Below are 15081 nucleotides of genomic sequence, written 5' to 3' on the forward strand. Positions count from 1 at the left end.
GTGCGGTGCGGTGCGGTGCGGTGGAAGGTTCAGGTCGGGGAGTAGGCCCATCCCGATGACCTCCTGCGCGTTGCACTCGACGAGCGTCGACGAGTTCACGCCCGCAATCTCAAACTCGGGGCGTCCCCATGAGTCCCTCCATGACCCCCTCGGTAAGTCCCCTCCTCATCGCGCCCTCGCCCGTTTCCCTCCTTCTCCTTACTCCTTCTCCTTCTCGCTCCCCTTAGCCGTCGCCGCGCCAATGGAGAACCGGGCCCGTGCCTGCCCCCTCGCGTCCCGCTACAGCCCCCGTCCACATCCCGGACGATCCCCCAAACCGGGTCGCATCCTCACCCCCCTTCTCCCCTAGGCTTGTCCCGTGACCCCCGTCGAGCTCTCCCGTACCGTGCTGCGCGCGGTGCGTCGTGCTGTCGACGTGGGGGAGCTGAGCGTTTCCGTGCCGGTCAGTGTGCGGGTGGGTCCGCCCGGGCCCGGCGGATGCGGGGACTACGCGACGAACGTCGCTCTGCGGCTCGCGGGGCCCGCCGGTCTGTCGGCGCTCGAAGTCGCCGAGATCCTGCGGCCGCACATCGGTGCCGATCCCGGTGTCGCCGGCGTGACCGTCACCGGGCCCGGCTTCCTCAACATCACCCTCGGGGGTGGAGCCGCCGCCGCTCTGGTGGACGAGGTGCTGACGCAGGGCGCCCGGCACGGGTTCGGCGACGCCCTCGCCGGGCAGGTCGTCGAGCTGCGTGTCCCCTATGACACCCGTGCCGAGGTCGTCGCCGACACCCTCGTACGGATCGTCGCCACCCAGGGTGGACGGGCCGAGGTGGGGCACGCCGAGCCGGTGAACCTGCGGCCCGTGCCCGCACCGGAGGATCCCGCCCCGCTCGGTGCCGACGCCGCCCGTTGGGCGCTGCTGTACCCCGCGTCCCGCGACCGGCCTCGGATCAGCGCCGATCACCTTCTCCAGCGCGAGAGCAACCCCCTCTTCCGGGTGCGTTACGCCCACGCCCGCAGCCGTGCTCTCCGCCGCAACGCCGCCGCCCTCGGCTTCAGCGCCCGCGTGGGCGGTGACGTGCCGCCCGGGGACGAGGTTCGCGGGGGTGGTGGCCCGTTCGGCGTTCTCGGTGGCTCGGCGCGCGAAGGAGTCGACCTCCTCTCCGCCCTCGCCGAGTACCCCCACGCCCTCCGGCTCGCCGCGACGCACCGGGCGCCCGACCGGGTGGCCCGGCACCTTGTCGGGGTCGCCGACGGTCTTCTGCTGTTCCAGCACCTCGTGCTGCCGCTCGGGGACGAGAAACCCTCGGCCGCCCACCGCGCCCGGCTGGCGCTCGCCGAAGCCGCCGGGACGGTGCTGGCCGGTGGCCTGTCCCTGCTCGGCATCAGCGCACCCGAATATCTCTGAAGCAGAAAGCCCTACCGACATGAGCCGTTCCGCACACCCCGCCGGGCCCCGTCACGCCGACGTCTTCACCGAGGGGCACTACAGCGCCCCGCCGGCCGACCTCAACGTCCTCGACCCGAAGGTGTGGTCGCACACCGTCCGTCGTACGGACGACGGGGTCGTGACCGTCGGCGGGCTCGAAGTCACCGCGCTGGCGGAGGAGTTCGGCACGCCGGCGTACTTCGTCGACGAGGCGGACTTCCGGGAGCGGGCGCGGGCGTGGCGTACCGCGTTCGGGCAGGACGCCGACGTGTTCTACGCGGGCAAGGCCTTCCTGTCGCGTGCCGTCGTGCGGTGGCTGCACGAGGAGGGGCTCAACCTGGACGTGTGCTCCGGGGGCGAGCTGGCGACCGCGCTGTCCGCCGGGATGCCCGCCGACCGCATCGCCTTCCACGGCAACAACAAGTCGACCGCGGAGATCCACGCGGCCGTCGAGGCCGGTGTCGGGCGGATCGTGCTCGACTCCTTCCAGGAGATCGTCCGGGTCGCGCACATCGCGCAGTCGCTGGGCAGGCGGCAGCGGGTGCAGATCCGGGTCACCGTCGGCGTCGAGGCGCACACGCACGAGTTCATCGCCACCGCGCACGAGGACCAGAAGTTCGGCATCGCGCTCGCCGACGGTCAGGCGGCCGAGGCGGTGCGGCGGGCGCTGACGCTCGACGGTCTCGAACTCGTCGGGATCCACTCGCACATCGGGTCGCAGATCTTCGACATGGCCGGCTTCGAGGTCGCCGCGCGGCGGGTCGTCGGACTGCTGGCCGCCGTCCGCGACGAGCACGGGGTGGAGCTGCCCGAGATCGACCTCGGCGGCGGTCTCGGCATCGCGTACACCAGTGACGACGACCCCCGGGAGCCGCACGAGATCGCCAAGGCGCTCGGTGAGATCGTCACCCGGGAGTGTGAGGCGGCGCGGCTCAGCACTCCGCGTATTTCTGTCGAGCCCGGGCGGGCCATCGTGGGGCCGACCGCGTTCACGCTGTACGAGGTCGGGACGATCAAGCCGCTCGAAGGGCTGCGGACGTACGTCTCCGTCGACGGCGGCATGTCCGACAACATCCGGACCGCGCTCTACGACGCCGAGTACAGCGTCGCGCTCGTCTCGCGCACCTCGGACGCCGAGCCGATGCTCGCGCGGGTCGTCGGCAAGCACTGCGAGAGCGGCGACATCGTCGTGAAGGACGCGTTCCTGCCCGCCGACCTGGCGCCGGGCGACCTCATCGCGGTGCCCGCGACCGGTGCGTACTGCCGGTCGATGGCTAGCAACTACAACCACGCGCTGCGCCCGCCGGTCGTCGCCGTGAAGGACGGCGCGGCGCGGGTGATCGTGCGCCGCGAGACGGAGGACGACCTGCTGCGTCTCGACGTCGGCTGACCGGATGAACCGGGTGGAAGATCTCCTGTCACCACCTACCAGAAAAATGAAATAGACGTCTCACGATCCGGACGAAGGGTAGAAACTCCCGTCCGGTGAGTGAGACTGGTCCAACCGAAGACGGTATGAGGAAACGAGGTCGGATGATGCGTACGCGTCCGCTGAAGGTGGCGCTGCTGGGCTGCGGGGTTGTCGGCTCAGAGGTGGCGCGCATCATGACGACGCACGCCGACGATCTCGCCGCCCGGATCGGTGCCCCCGTCGAGCTGGCGGGTGTGGCCGTCCGCCGCCCGTCCAAGGTGCGCGAGGGCATCGACCCCGCGCTGGTCACCACGGACGCGACCGCCCTCGTCAAACGGGGTGACATCGACGTGGTCGTCGAGGTCATCGGCGGTATCGAGCCCGCCCGGGCGCTCATCACCACCGCGTTCGAGCACGGCGCCTCCGTCGTCTCCGCGAACAAGGCGCTGCTCGCCCAGGACGGCGCGGCGCTGCACGCGGCCGCGGAGGAGAACGGCCGGGACCTCTACTACGAGGCCGCCGTCGCCGGTGCCATCCCGCTGATCCGCCCGCTGCGCGAGTCCCTCGCCGGCGACAAGATCAACCGCGTGATGGGCATCGTCAACGGCACGACCAACTTCATCCTCGACAAGATGGACTCGACCGGGGCCGGCTACCAGGAGGCCCTCGACGAGGCCACCGCCCTCGGGTATGCCGAGGCCGACCCGACCGCCGACGTCGAGGGCTTCGACGCCGCCGCCAAGGCCGCCATCCTCGCCGGGATCGCCTTCCACACGCGCGTGCGCCTCGACGACGTCTACCGCGAGGGCATGACGGAGGTCACCGCCTCCGACTTCGCCTCGGCGCGGGGGATGGGCTGCACCATCAAGCTGCTCGCCATCTGCGAGCGGGCCGCCGACGGCGGGTCCGTCACGGCACGCGTGCATCCCGCGATGATCCCGCTGACCCACCCGCTCGCCTCCGTGCGCGGCGCGTACAACGCCGTGTTCGTCGAGGCCGAGGCCGCCGGCCAGCTGATGTTCTACGGGCCGGGCGCGGGCGGTGCCCCGACGGCCTCCGCGGTCCTCGGCGACCTGGTGGCCGTCTGCCGCAACCGGCTCGGCGGTGCGACCGGGCCCGGCGACTCGGCGTACACCCAGCTGCCCGTCTCGCCCATGGGCGAGGTCGTGACGCGCTACCACATCAGCCTGGACGTGGCCGACAAGCCGGGTGTCCTCGCCCAGGTGGCCACCGTCTTCGCCGAGCACGGGGTGTCCATCGACACCGTGCGCCAGTCCGGCAAGGACGGCGAGGCCTCCCTCGTCGTCGTCACCCATCGTGCGTCCGACGCGTCCCTCGACGGGACCGTCGAGGCGTTGCGCGGCCTCGACACCGTGCGGGGCGTCGCCAGCATCATGCGGGTTGAAGGAGAGTAACCAGCAATGACCCACCAGTGGCGCGGAATCATCGAGGAGTACCGGGACCGGCTGCCGGTATCCGACAGCACGGCGGTCGTGTCGCTCCGCGAGGGGGGTACGCCGCTCGTGCCCGCGCAGGTGCTCTCCGAGCGCACCGGCTGCGAGGTCCACCTGAAGGTGGAGGGTGCTAACCCGACCGGGTCCTTCAAGGACCGCGGGATGACCATGGCGATCACGCGGGCGAAGGAGGAGGGCGCGAAGGCGGTCATCTGCGCCTCCACCGGCAACACGTCGGCGAGCGCCGCCGCCTACGCCGTGCGCGCCGGGATGGTCTGTGCCGTCCTCGTGCCGCAGGGCAAGATCGCGCTCGGCAAGATGGGCCAGGCCCTCGTGCACGGCGCCAAGATCCTCCAGGTCGACGGCAACTTCGACGACTGTCTGACGCTGGCCCGCTCGCTGTCCGACAACTACCCGGTGGCGCTGGTCAATTCGGTGAACCCGGTGCGTATCGAGGGCCAGAAGACGGCTGCCTTCGAGATCGTGGACATGCTCGGCGACGCGCCCGACATCCACGTCCTTCCGGTGGGCAACGCGGGCAACATCACCGCGTACTGGAAGGGGTACACCGAGTACGCCACGGACGGCATCGCCCGGCGCACCCCGCGCATGTGGGGGTTCCAGGCGTCCGGCTCCGCGCCCATCGTGCGCGGCGAGGTCGTCAAGGACCCGTCGACGATCGCCACCGCGATCCGGATCGGCAACCCGGCCTCGTGGAAGTTCGCGCTCGCCGCGCGGGACGAGTCGGGTGGTCTCATCGACGAGGTGACGGACCGTGAGATCCTCCGCGCCTACCGGCTGTTGGCCGCTCAGGAGGGTGTCTTCGTCGAGCCGGCGTCGGCCGCGTCCGTCGCCGGCCTGCTGAAGGCGGCCGAGCAGGGCAAGGTCGACCCGGGCCAGCGCATCGTCTGCACCGTCACGGGCAACGGTCTGAAGGACCCCGACTGGGCGGTCGCGGGTGCTCCGCAGCCGGTCACCGTCCCCGTGGACGCGGCGACGGCGGCGGAGCGGCTCGGTCTGGCCTAACGCGGGCGATCTCGTCTGGCGTAAAGCCGCCAGGCGTAAACCCGCCAGGTGGGGCCTGACGGCCCCGCCCACCACGCCCGACGGGGTGTGGCCCTCGGGGGAAGCAGGCGGAAAAGCGTCAGAAGCCGATGAAATCCGGCCGCTTCGAGGGCCGTTCCCACGGTGACTCGACGGGGGGTGCACAGGGGGCTTACGACACGCATCGTGCGCCTCCCGTGCGCCCTATGTCGCCACAGAACCTTCCTTCGATAGGCTGTACCGAACCCGCCCGCCGCATATGCCGCGGCGCCGTGACGTCCCTGCGGCCTCCGGGTCCTCGTGCCCGTCTGCCGCAGTTCCTTTCGCAGTTCATCGAAAACCTCGTACATCACGCAGCTCAAGGAGAGTCATCGAGCGATGGCCGGTCCAGCGTTCCGCGCCGCCGCCGTCCGGGTGCGCGTCCCCGCCACCAGTGCCAACCTCGGCCCGGGCTTCGACGCCTTCGGCCTGTCACTGGGGCTCTACGACGACGTGGTCGTCCGGGTGGCCGACTCCGGGTTGCACATCGACATCGCAGGTGAGGGCAGTGAGACGCTGCCGCGCGACGAGAGTCATCTCCTCGTGCGTTCCCTGCGCACCGCCTTCGACCTGCTGGGCGGTCAGCCGCGCGGTCTGGAGATCGTCTGCGCCAACCGCATCCCGCACGGCCGCGGTCTGGGCTCCTCCTCCGCCGCCATCTGCGCCGGCATCGTCGCCGCCCGCGCGGTGACGATAGGCGGGGAGACCCGGCTCGACGACACCGCGCTCCTCGAGCTCGCGACCGAGATCGAGGGACACCCCGACAACGTCGCGGCGTGTCTGCTCGGCGGTTTCACGCTCTCCTGGATGGAGTCGGGCGCCGCCCGGGCGATCAGGATGGAGCCCGCCGATTCCATCGTTCCGGTGGTTTTCGTACCGGGAAAGCCCGTGCTCACGGAGACCGCGCGGGGTCTGCTGCCGCGCACCGTGCCGCATGTCGACGCCGCCGCGAACGCGGGCCGTGCCGCACTGCTCGTCGAGGCACTGACGCGACGTCCCGAATTGCTGCTGCCCGCGACCGAGGACCGGCTGCACCAGGATTACCGGGCCCCCGCGATGCCCGAGAGCGCGGCGCTCGTGGACCGTCTGCGCGCCGACGGCATTCCCGCGGTGATCTCCGGAGCAGGCCCCACGGTGCTCGCTCTCGCGGACCGCGCCTCGGCCGACAAGGTCGCTGATCTCGCAGGTCAGGCGTGGGCGGCGAACCGATTGGACCTCGACGCGCAGGGGGCGTGCGTACTGCCGCTCGCACCTGTCGGCGTCGGTTGACGACGCACGGTTGCCGGATTTCGAGAGGGGGAATGTTTGTTGGATCCGGTAGTGTTAACCTCAAGTCTGCACCCGACCCCACCATGGCGAGGTGCTTCGCGTCCCCGTCCGGGACACCCATTCTTCCGGGAGCCTCCCAAACTGCTTTGTGCCTTGCATTGGGTGCTATGCGCTGAGCAGTGCTGAGCACGCTCCGGAACCGGCGTGACCATGCCGATGACACCGCAATTCAGTGCCTCGGCCCGGAAATCGTCATCACCAGATATGTCTTCCGCCGCTTTGGCGGACCACCGCCCCGGCACGGTCCACACAGCAAGGACCAAAGCCGGACAGCACAACCGGTCGCCGAGCCAGACAGGCCGACGTCCGCTCCAGGGAAGGACCCTTCGTGAGCGACACCACCGATCTGATGGGCGCACGTGTCGAGGAGACCGCTGCCGCGCCCGCCACGGACGCCTCCGCGCCTGCCACCGGTGCCGGCTCCAGGCGACGCCGCGGTACCGGCCTCGACGGCATGGTGCTGGCCGAGCTGCAGCAGGTCGCATCCGGCCTCGGGATCAAGGGCACGGCGCGCATGCGCAAGAGCCAGTTGATCGAGGTCATCAAGGAGGCGCAGGCGGGAGGCGGTGCTCCGGCCAAGGCGGCATCCGCCGACGCGGCCACCGAGACCAAGCCGAAGCGTCGCGCCACCTCGAAGGCGCGTACGGGTGACGAGGCCGACGCTCCGGCCGAGAAGAAGGCAGAGAAGGTCGCCGCCGAGAAGGCCGTGGCCCAGCAGCAGATCGAGATTCCCGGCCAGCCGGCCGGCGGCCCCGCCCGTTCGGGCGACACCGAGCGTGCGGGCGACGACGCCCCCGCCGAGCGCCGCCGTCGCCGTGCCACCGCCGAGGCGGGCAGCCCCGAGACGGTCGTCGCCGAGGCGAAGGGCGACACGCAGACCCAGGTCGACGCCGACGGCGCCGAGGGTCGTCGCGAGCGCCGTGACCGCCGTGACCGCGACCGGGGCGGCCGTGACCGCGACCGCCGCGGTGGCAAGGGTGACGAGCAGCAGAGTGGCCAGGGCGGGCAGGACCGTCAGCAGCAGGGCGGCGGACAGCGCCAGGAGCGCCAGGACCGTGACCGTCAGCAGCAGGGCGGCGGCCGTCAGGACCGGCAGGACCGTCAGGACCGCCAGCAGCCGCGTGACAACGGCCCGCGTGACAACGGCCCGCAGGACGACGACGACTTCGAGGGCGGACGCCGCGGCCGGCGCGGACGCTACCGCGACCGCCGTGGGCGTCGTGGACGCGACGAGATCGCCGAGCCGCAGGTCGCCGACGACGACGTGCTGATCCCCGTCGCGGGCATCCTCGACATCCTCGACAACTACGCGTTCATCCGGACGTCGGGCTACCTGCCCGGCCCCAACGACGTGTACGTCTCCCTCGCCCAGGTCCGCAAGAACGGTCTGCGCAAGGGTGACCACGTCACCGGTGCCGTCCGTCAGCCGAAGGACGGCGAGCGCCGCGAGAAGTTCAACGCGCTGGTCCGCCTCGACTCCGCGAACGGCATGGCGGCCGAATCCGGCCGCGGGCGCCCGGAGTTCAACAAGCTGACCCCGCTGTACCCGCAGGACCGCCTCCGCCTGGAGACGGACCCGGGCGTGCTGACGACGCGGATCATCGACCTCGTCGCGCCGATCGGCAAGGGACAGCGCGGTCTGATCGTGGCCCCGCCGAAGACCGGCAAGACCATGATCCTGCAGGCGATCGCCAACGCGATCACCGTCAACAACCCCGAGTGCCACCTGATGGTCGTCTTGGTCGACGAGCGTCCGGAAGAGGTCACCGACATGCAGCGGTCGGTGAAGGGCGAGGTCATCTCCTCGACCTTCGACCGTCCCGCCGAGGACCACACCACGGTCGCCGAGCTCGCCATCGAGCGTGCCAAGCGTCTGGTGGAGCTGGGCCACGACGTCGTCGTACTGCTCGACTCGATCACCCGTCTGGGCCGTGCGTACAACCTCGCCGCCCCGGCCTCCGGCCGCATCCTGTCCGGTGGTGTCGACTCGACCGCGCTCTACCCGCCGAAGCGCTTCTTCGGTGCGGCGCGCAACATCGAGGACGGCGGTTCGCTGACGATCCTGGCCACCGCGCTCGTCGACACCGGCTCGCGCATGGACGAGGTCATCTTCGAGGAGTTCAAGGGCACCGGCAACGCCGAGCTCAAGCTCGACCGCAAGCTCGCCGACAAGCGCATCTTCCCCGCGGTGGACGTCGACGCGTCCGGTACCCGTAAGGAAGAGATCCTGCTCGGCAGCGACGAGCTCGCCATCACCTGGAAGCTGCGCCGCGTGCTCCACGCGCTCGACCAGCAGCAGGCGATCGAGCTGCTGCTCGACAAGATGAAGCAGACGAAGTCGAACGCCGAGTTCCTGCTCCAGATCCAGAAGACCACGCCGTCGCCGGGCAACGGCAACGACTGAGGTCCTCCGGGCCAGTAGCACCAGGGCCGCCCCCGTCACGCGAGTGACGGGGGCGGCCCTTTGTGCTGATGGGGACACCTGTACGATCGCGCCCTTGAACGTCTGCTGAAGCAGATCTGAACTCTTGACTCTGAGGGGGGACTTGAGTGGACACACCCATGTCTGGAGGCGGTCGTCACAGACGCCGCATACGGATAGCCGTCCCGGTCGCCTCAGCCGGCCTCGCCGCCGCCGTCGCGGGCGCGCTCCTGATGTCGTCCGCGAACGCCGCGCCCAGCTCGACGCCGCCCACACCGACCGTGCGCCCTGCCGCCGCGGCAGTCTCCGGGCCGTCCCAGGCCGTCCTGAAGCAGCGTGTCGCAGACGCCGTCGCTGCCGCCGACAGGACGGCCCCAAGGCCCGGCAAGACCTCCCTGAGCGCCGGCACCACCGCGATCGACCCGAAGATCATCGGCGGTACCACGACCACGATCGCCACGGCCCCGTGGATGGCACAACTCTGGTACATCGACGACAAGGGCACCAGCAGCAAGGACGACGACCTCGGCTTCTTCTGCGGCGGTTCCGTCGTGTCGCCGACGAAGATCCTCACCGCCGCGCACTGCGTCAAGGACGAGAACGGCAAGAGCTACAACTGGCAGGCTCACGGATTCGTCATCACGGGCACTGCCCAGCTTCTCAGCGAGACCGGCGAGACCAACGGCGTTGTGACGGGCGTCGCGCGCCAGTGGAACCACCCGTCGTACAGCCCGACGGCGATCAACAACGACATCGCGGTGCTGACGCTGGACACCCCCGTCACCGCCAAGCCGATCCGCATGACGACGTCCGGCGACACCGCCTCCTACGCCTCCGGCACCAAGGCGACGCTCTACGGCTGGGGCCGCACCACCTCCACCACGCAGGACATCTCCGAGACGCTGAAGACGGCCACGCTGCCGATCAACTCGGACACCACCTGCAAGAGCGCCTACGGCAGCGAGTTCGTCGCGGGCCACATGGTCTGCGCGGGCACCAAGGCGACGGGCAAGGACGCCGGCACCACCACGGCCTGCAACGGCGACTCCGGCGGTCCGCTGATCGTCAACAGCCGCATCGTGGGCGTCGTCTCCTGGGGCGTCAAGGACTGCGTCGCGAAGGGCGCGTACAGCGTCTTCTCGAAGGTCAGCACCTACGTCGGCGCCGCCTGGCCGCACGTCGAGGACACCAACCTCAGCGGCGACAGCAAGGCCGACCTGTGGCTGCGCAGCGCCTCCAGCAAAAAGGGCTACCAGAAGGACTCCAAGGGCACCTCGCTCGCCACGCGCGTGTCCTGGGGCGACTGGGACGGCGTCAACGTCGTGCTCCAGACCGACCTGAACCGGGACGGCTACCAGGATCTCGTGGTCCGCGACAGCGCCTCCGGCGACGTCTACTGGTCCCACTTCCTGCCGGCGACCGGCAAGTCGTCCACGGACAAGGTCTTCAGCAGCTGGGGGACCCGCCTGCGCGTCATCGCGCCCGGCGACCTCACCGGCGACGGCCTGCCCGACATCCTCTCCGTCGACTCCGCCGGAAAGCTGTGGGAGTACCCCGGCAAGGGCAACGGCACCTTCTCCTCGCGGGTCGAGGTCGGAACCGGCTGGAGCCAGTACAACTCCGTACGCGGACATGGGGACTTCACCGGCGACGGCAAGGCCGACCTGATCGCGCGCAGCAAGTCCGGCTCGTACGTCTACCTCTACAAGGGGACCGGCAAGACCGGCAGCGGCGCCTTCTCCAGCCGCATCAAGGTGCGCACCTGGAGCAGCTACAACGCCTTCGACGCCGTCGGTGACGTGACCGGCGACGGCAAGGCCGACTTCCTGGCCCGCACCTCCGGCGGCACGCTCTACCTGTACCCGGGGACCGGAAAGGCCACCAGCGAGATCTTTGCCACAAGGGTCTCGCTCGGTACCGGTTTCGATCAGTACGACATCTTCGGCTGAAATCGCAGGTGAGCGGGTTTCGGCCCGATCTCCCCGGTGACGCTCTGTGCCCATCGAGCCACATTATGGGCACAGAGCGTTGTGCAACCCTTTCCCGAGTTTCCCCGTCTGACCGTACGGAGTGACCATGGAGCGGTACGCCTCGTCACGACCAGATGGGCCTGGCCCTGAAAGCAGGGGGTAACCGACCGCAAAGGGACTGAGGAGCACATGCCTGCCGAGAGCACACCGGAGCCCGAGATACCGGGAGAACCGGGCAAGAGCGCCCCGCGCCGGGGCACGAAGGGCCGCCGCCGCAAGGCGCGCAGCACACGGAGCAAGGCGCTGCTCATCACGGCCTGGAGCGCCGCGGGCATCGTGGTGCTCGGCGGCACTGGAGCCGGCTACCTGTACTTCAAGCTCAACGGCAACATCAAGAGCGTCGACATCAACCAGGCGCTCGGCAGTGACCGGCCCACGAAGGTCGACAACGGCTCCGAGAACATCCTGGTCCTCGGCTCGGACACCCGCGCCGGCGGCAACAAGAAGCTGGGCGGCGGCACCGACGACGGCAGCGCCCGCTCCGACACCGCGATGATCATCCACGTGTACAAGGGCCACAAGAAGGCCAGCGTGGTCTCCATCCCGCGCGACACCCTGGTCGACCGGCCGTCCTGCACCGACGCCCAGGGCACCGCCCACGACGCGGCCTCCGGCGTGATGTTCAACTCCGCCTACTCCACCGGCGGCGCCACCTGCGCGGTGAAGACCGTCGAGTCCGTCACCGGCATCCGCATGGACCACTACGTCGAGGTCGACTTCACCGGCTTCCAGAAGCTCATCGACGACCTCGGCGGCGTCAAGGTCACCACGACCAAGAGCATCAAGGACCCCGACAGCCACCTCAGGCTGACGGCCGGCACGCACACCCTCGACGGCGAGCAGGCGCTCGGTCTGGTGCGCACCCGGCACGGCGTCGGCGACGGCTCCGACCTCGGCCGCATCCAGCTCCAGCAGGCGTTCATCAAGGCCCTGGTCAACCAGGTCAAGCACCTCGGCGTGCTGTCCAGCCCGAAGAAGCTCTACGAGCTGGCCGACACCGCCACCAAGACGGTCACCACCGACTCGGACATCGGTTCGGTCACCGACCTCGCGTCCTTCGCCAACGGCCTCAAGGGCATCAGCTCGTCGCACATGAACATGGTGACGATGCCGGTCCAGTACGACAGCGCCGACGCCAACCGCGTCCTGGTCGACAAGGACAAGGCGGCGCAGGTCTGGAAGGCGCTCAAGAACGACCAGCCGATCCCGAAGTCGGCCACCGAGGGCACCGCCACCGGCTCCGCGAAGGGCGTCGTCAGCTCCGGCTGACCCCGCACGGGACGCCGTCCGGCCCCGGCCCGCCCCTGGTCACGCGCGCACGGGGCCCGCTCGCGGGCGCCCGGGGAATAGATCATCGCGTCCCCCGGTTTTGGGGGATACGGCCAGTGCTGGCAGACTGGTACGTCGGCCCCGGTTCACGCACCCGCATCCCGCGGCGGCGACCCGGAGCCCTCCCGAAACTAGGAGACACCTTGAAGCGCGACACCCACCCCGAGTACGTCGAGACGCAGGTCAGCTGCACCTGTGGCGCGTCGTTCACCACCCGGAGCACCATCGACTCCGGCACCATCCGTGCCGAGGTCTGCTCCGAGTGCCACCCGTTCTACACGGGCAAGCAGAAGATCCTCGACACCGGTGGCCGCGTGGCCCGCTTCGAGGCCCGCTTCGGCAAGGCTGCCGCTGCCAACAAGTAGCGAGCCCACAGCGCCGGTCTTCGGCGTCCCCGGCACGGGGGCGCCGGGACCGGCGCTTTGCGGTGCAGCCCTTTCCCCGGGTTCCGGCCACGCCGGAAACAGGGGCCCCATGCCGTACCCCACGTCCCCGAGCCCATGACGGGGACAGTCCATTGGAGCCGGAGATGTTCGAGGCGGTCGAGGAACTGATCGGTGAGCACGCCGATCTGGAGAAGAAGCTCGCTGACCCGTCGGTCCACGCCGACCAGGCCAACGCGCGCAAGCTCAACAAGCGCTACGCCGAGCTGACCCCGATCGTCGCGACGTACCGCTCCTGGAAGCAGACCGGGGACGACATCGGCACGGCGAAGGAGTTCGCCGCCGCCGACCCCGACTTCGCCGCCGAGGTCAAGGACCTGGAGAAGCAGCGCGAGGAGCTCACCGAGAAGCTCCGCCTGCTGCTGGTCCCGCGCGACCCGAGCGACGACAAGGACGTCATCCTGGAGATCAAGGCGGGCGCCGGCGGCGACGAGTCCGCCCTGTTCGCCGGTGACCTCCTGCGCATGTACCTGCGCTACGCCGAGCGCATCGGCTGGAAGACCGAGATCATCGACTCCACCGAGTCCGAGCTCGGCGGCTACAAGGACGTCCAGGTCGCCGTGAAGACCAAGGGCGGCCAGGGTGCCACCGAGCCCGGCCAGGGCGTCTGGGCCCGCCTCAAGTACGAGGGCGGCGTGCACCGCGTGCAGCGCGTGCCCTCCACCGAGTCGCAGGGCCGCATCCACACCTCCGCCGCCGGCGTGCTCGTCACGCCCGAGGCCGAGGAGGTCGACGTCGAGATCCACGCGAACGACCTGCGGATCGACGTCTACCGCTCCTCCGGTCCCGGCGGCCAGTCCGTCAACACCACCGACTCCGCCGTGCGCATCACGCACATTCCCACCGGAGTCGTCGCTTCCTGCCAGAACGAGAAGAGCCAGCTGCAGAACAAGGAGCAGGCGATGCGTATCCTGCGCTCCAGGCTCCTCGCGGCGGCCCAGGAAGAAGCGGAACGGGAGGCCGCGGACGTCCGCCGCAGCCAGGTCCGCACCGTCGACCGCTCCGAGAAGATCCGTACGTACAACTTCCCGGAGAATCGCATCTCGGACCACCGCGTCGGCTTCAAGGCGTACAACTTGGACCAGGTCCTGGACGGCGACCTCGACGCGATGATCCAGGCCTGCGTCGACGCGGACTCGGCAGCCAAGCTCGCCGCCGCGTAAGCAGCCCACGACAACAGCTCAGCCCCGGAGGACCAGCGTGCAGCAACATTTTGGGGGTCGACCCCCGAACTCCCGCAGCGTGCTGCTCGCGGAAGTCGCCCAGGCCACCCAGCGGCTGGCCGACGCCGGCGTGCCCTCGCCGCGCAACGACGCGGAGGAGCTCGCCGCCTTCGTGCACGGTGTGAAGCGGGGCGAGCTGCACACCGTCAAGGACTCCGACTTCGACGCCCGCTACTGGGAGGTGATCGCGCGCCGCGAGGCGCGCGAACCGCTCCAGCACATCACCGGGCGCGCCTACTTCCGCTACCTCGAACTCCAGGTGGGCCCCGGTGTGTTCGTGCCCCGGCCGGAGACCGAGTCGGTCGTCGGCTGGGCCATAGACGCCGTCCGCGCGATGGACGTCGTCGAACCGCTGATCGTCGACCTGTGCACCGGATCGGGCGCCATCGCGCTCGCGCTCGCGCAGGAGGTCCCGCGCTCCCGTGTGCACGCCGTGGAGCTGTCCGAGGACGCCCTCAGGTGGACGCGCAAGAACGTCGAGGGGTCCAGGGTCGACCTGCGCCAGGGAGACGCCCTGGAGGCCTTCCCGGACCTCGACGGCCAGGTCGACCTGGTGATCTCCAACCCTCCGTACATCCCGCTCACCGAGTGGGAGTACGTGCAGCCGGAGGCCCGCGACCACGACCCCGAACTCGCCCTGTTCTCGGGGGAGGACGGACTCGACCTCATCCGCGGCATCGAGCGCACCGCGCACCGGCTGCTGCGTCCCGGCGGCGTCGTCGTCGTCGAGCACGCCGACACCCAGGGCGGACAGGTTCCGTGGATCTTCACCGAGGAGCGGGGCTGGGCCGACGCGGCCGACCACCCCGACCTCAACAACCGGCCCCGCTTCGCGACCGCCCGCAAGGCGATGCCGTGAGCCCGGCCCACCGCGTCCCGGCGCCCGGCGACAGGGCACGCGCACGCATCGTGTTCCCCCCGTTTCCCCAGCAGCAGTACGTGTACG

At 70.1% G+C, this 15081-nt stretch carries 11 protein-coding genes; all 11 read left to right on the top strand.

The genetic code is table 11. The features are described from left to right. Window positions 1-358: 358 nt before the first annotated feature. The 11 genes from nrtL to prmC all read left to right on the top strand — a co-directional run bounded on the left by nrtL (window position 359) and on the right by prmC (window position 14994). A complete protein-coding gene (gene nrtL, locus AB0C62_RS04865) occupies window positions 359-1390 on the top strand; it encodes an ArgS-related anticodon-binding protein NrtL (protein WP_362969635.1) in 1032 nt (343 codons plus the stop codon). A gap of 19 nt (window positions 1391-1409) precedes the next feature. Continuing rightward, window positions 1410-2801, top strand: coding sequence for a diaminopimelate decarboxylase (gene lysA, locus AB0C62_RS04870; RefSeq protein ID WP_362969636.1), 1392 nt, complete (start codon window positions 1410-1412; stop codon window positions 2799-2801). Window positions 2802-2944: 143 nt separating this feature from the next. Continuing rightward, window positions 2945-4237, top strand: coding sequence for a homoserine dehydrogenase (locus tag AB0C62_RS04875; protein WP_081219435.1), 1293 nt, complete (start codon window positions 2945-2947; stop codon window positions 4235-4237). Between the two features lie 6 nt (window positions 4238-4243). Further along, window positions 4244-5302 carry a threonine synthase gene (thrC, locus tag AB0C62_RS04880; RefSeq protein WP_362969637.1) on the top strand — a complete coding sequence of 353 codons (1059 nt, stop codon included), beginning with the start codon at window positions 4244-4246 and terminating at the stop codon, window positions 5300-5302. Window positions 5303-5698: 396 nt separating this feature from the next. Then, window positions 5699-6628, top strand: coding sequence for a homoserine kinase (thrB, locus tag AB0C62_RS04885; RefSeq protein WP_362969638.1), 930 nt, complete (start codon window positions 5699-5701; stop codon window positions 6626-6628). 388 nt (window positions 6629-7016) lie between these two features. Next, window positions 7017-9092, top strand: coding sequence for a transcription termination factor Rho (rho, locus tag AB0C62_RS04890; RefSeq protein ID WP_362969639.1), 2076 nt, complete (start codon window positions 7017-7019; stop codon window positions 9090-9092). 158 nt (window positions 9093-9250) lie between these two features. Next, entirely contained in the window at window positions 9251-11059 is a 1809-nt protein-coding gene (locus tag AB0C62_RS04895) for a trypsin-like serine protease (RefSeq protein WP_362969640.1), read from the top strand. A 210-nt stretch (window positions 11060-11269) separates the two neighbouring features. Next, window positions 11270-12409, top strand: coding sequence for an LCP family protein (locus AB0C62_RS04900; RefSeq protein WP_362969641.1), 1140 nt, complete (start codon window positions 11270-11272; stop codon window positions 12407-12409). A gap of 203 nt (window positions 12410-12612) precedes the next feature. Then, complete coding sequence (rpmE, locus tag AB0C62_RS04905; protein ID WP_362969642.1) at window positions 12613-12834, top strand: 50S ribosomal protein L31; 222 nt, start codon at window positions 12613-12615, stop codon at window positions 12832-12834. 164 nt (window positions 12835-12998) lie between these two features. After that, the gene (gene prfA / locus AB0C62_RS04910) at window positions 12999-14075 is read left to right on the top strand and encodes a peptide chain release factor 1 (protein ID WP_362969643.1); all 1077 of its coding nucleotides are present in this window, start codon (window positions 12999-13001) and stop codon (window positions 14073-14075) included. A 79-nt stretch (window positions 14076-14154) separates the two neighbouring features. Next, entirely contained in the window at window positions 14155-14994 is an 840-nt protein-coding gene (gene prmC, locus AB0C62_RS04915) for a peptide chain release factor N(5)-glutamine methyltransferase (protein ID WP_362969644.1), read from the top strand. The last annotated feature ends 87 nt before the right edge of the window (window positions 14995-15081 follow it).

The organism is Streptomyces sp. NPDC048643 (assembly GCF_040650615.1).
In the GTDB taxonomy this organism is placed as follows: Bacteria; Actinomycetota; Actinomycetes; order Streptomycetales; family Streptomycetaceae; genus Streptomyces.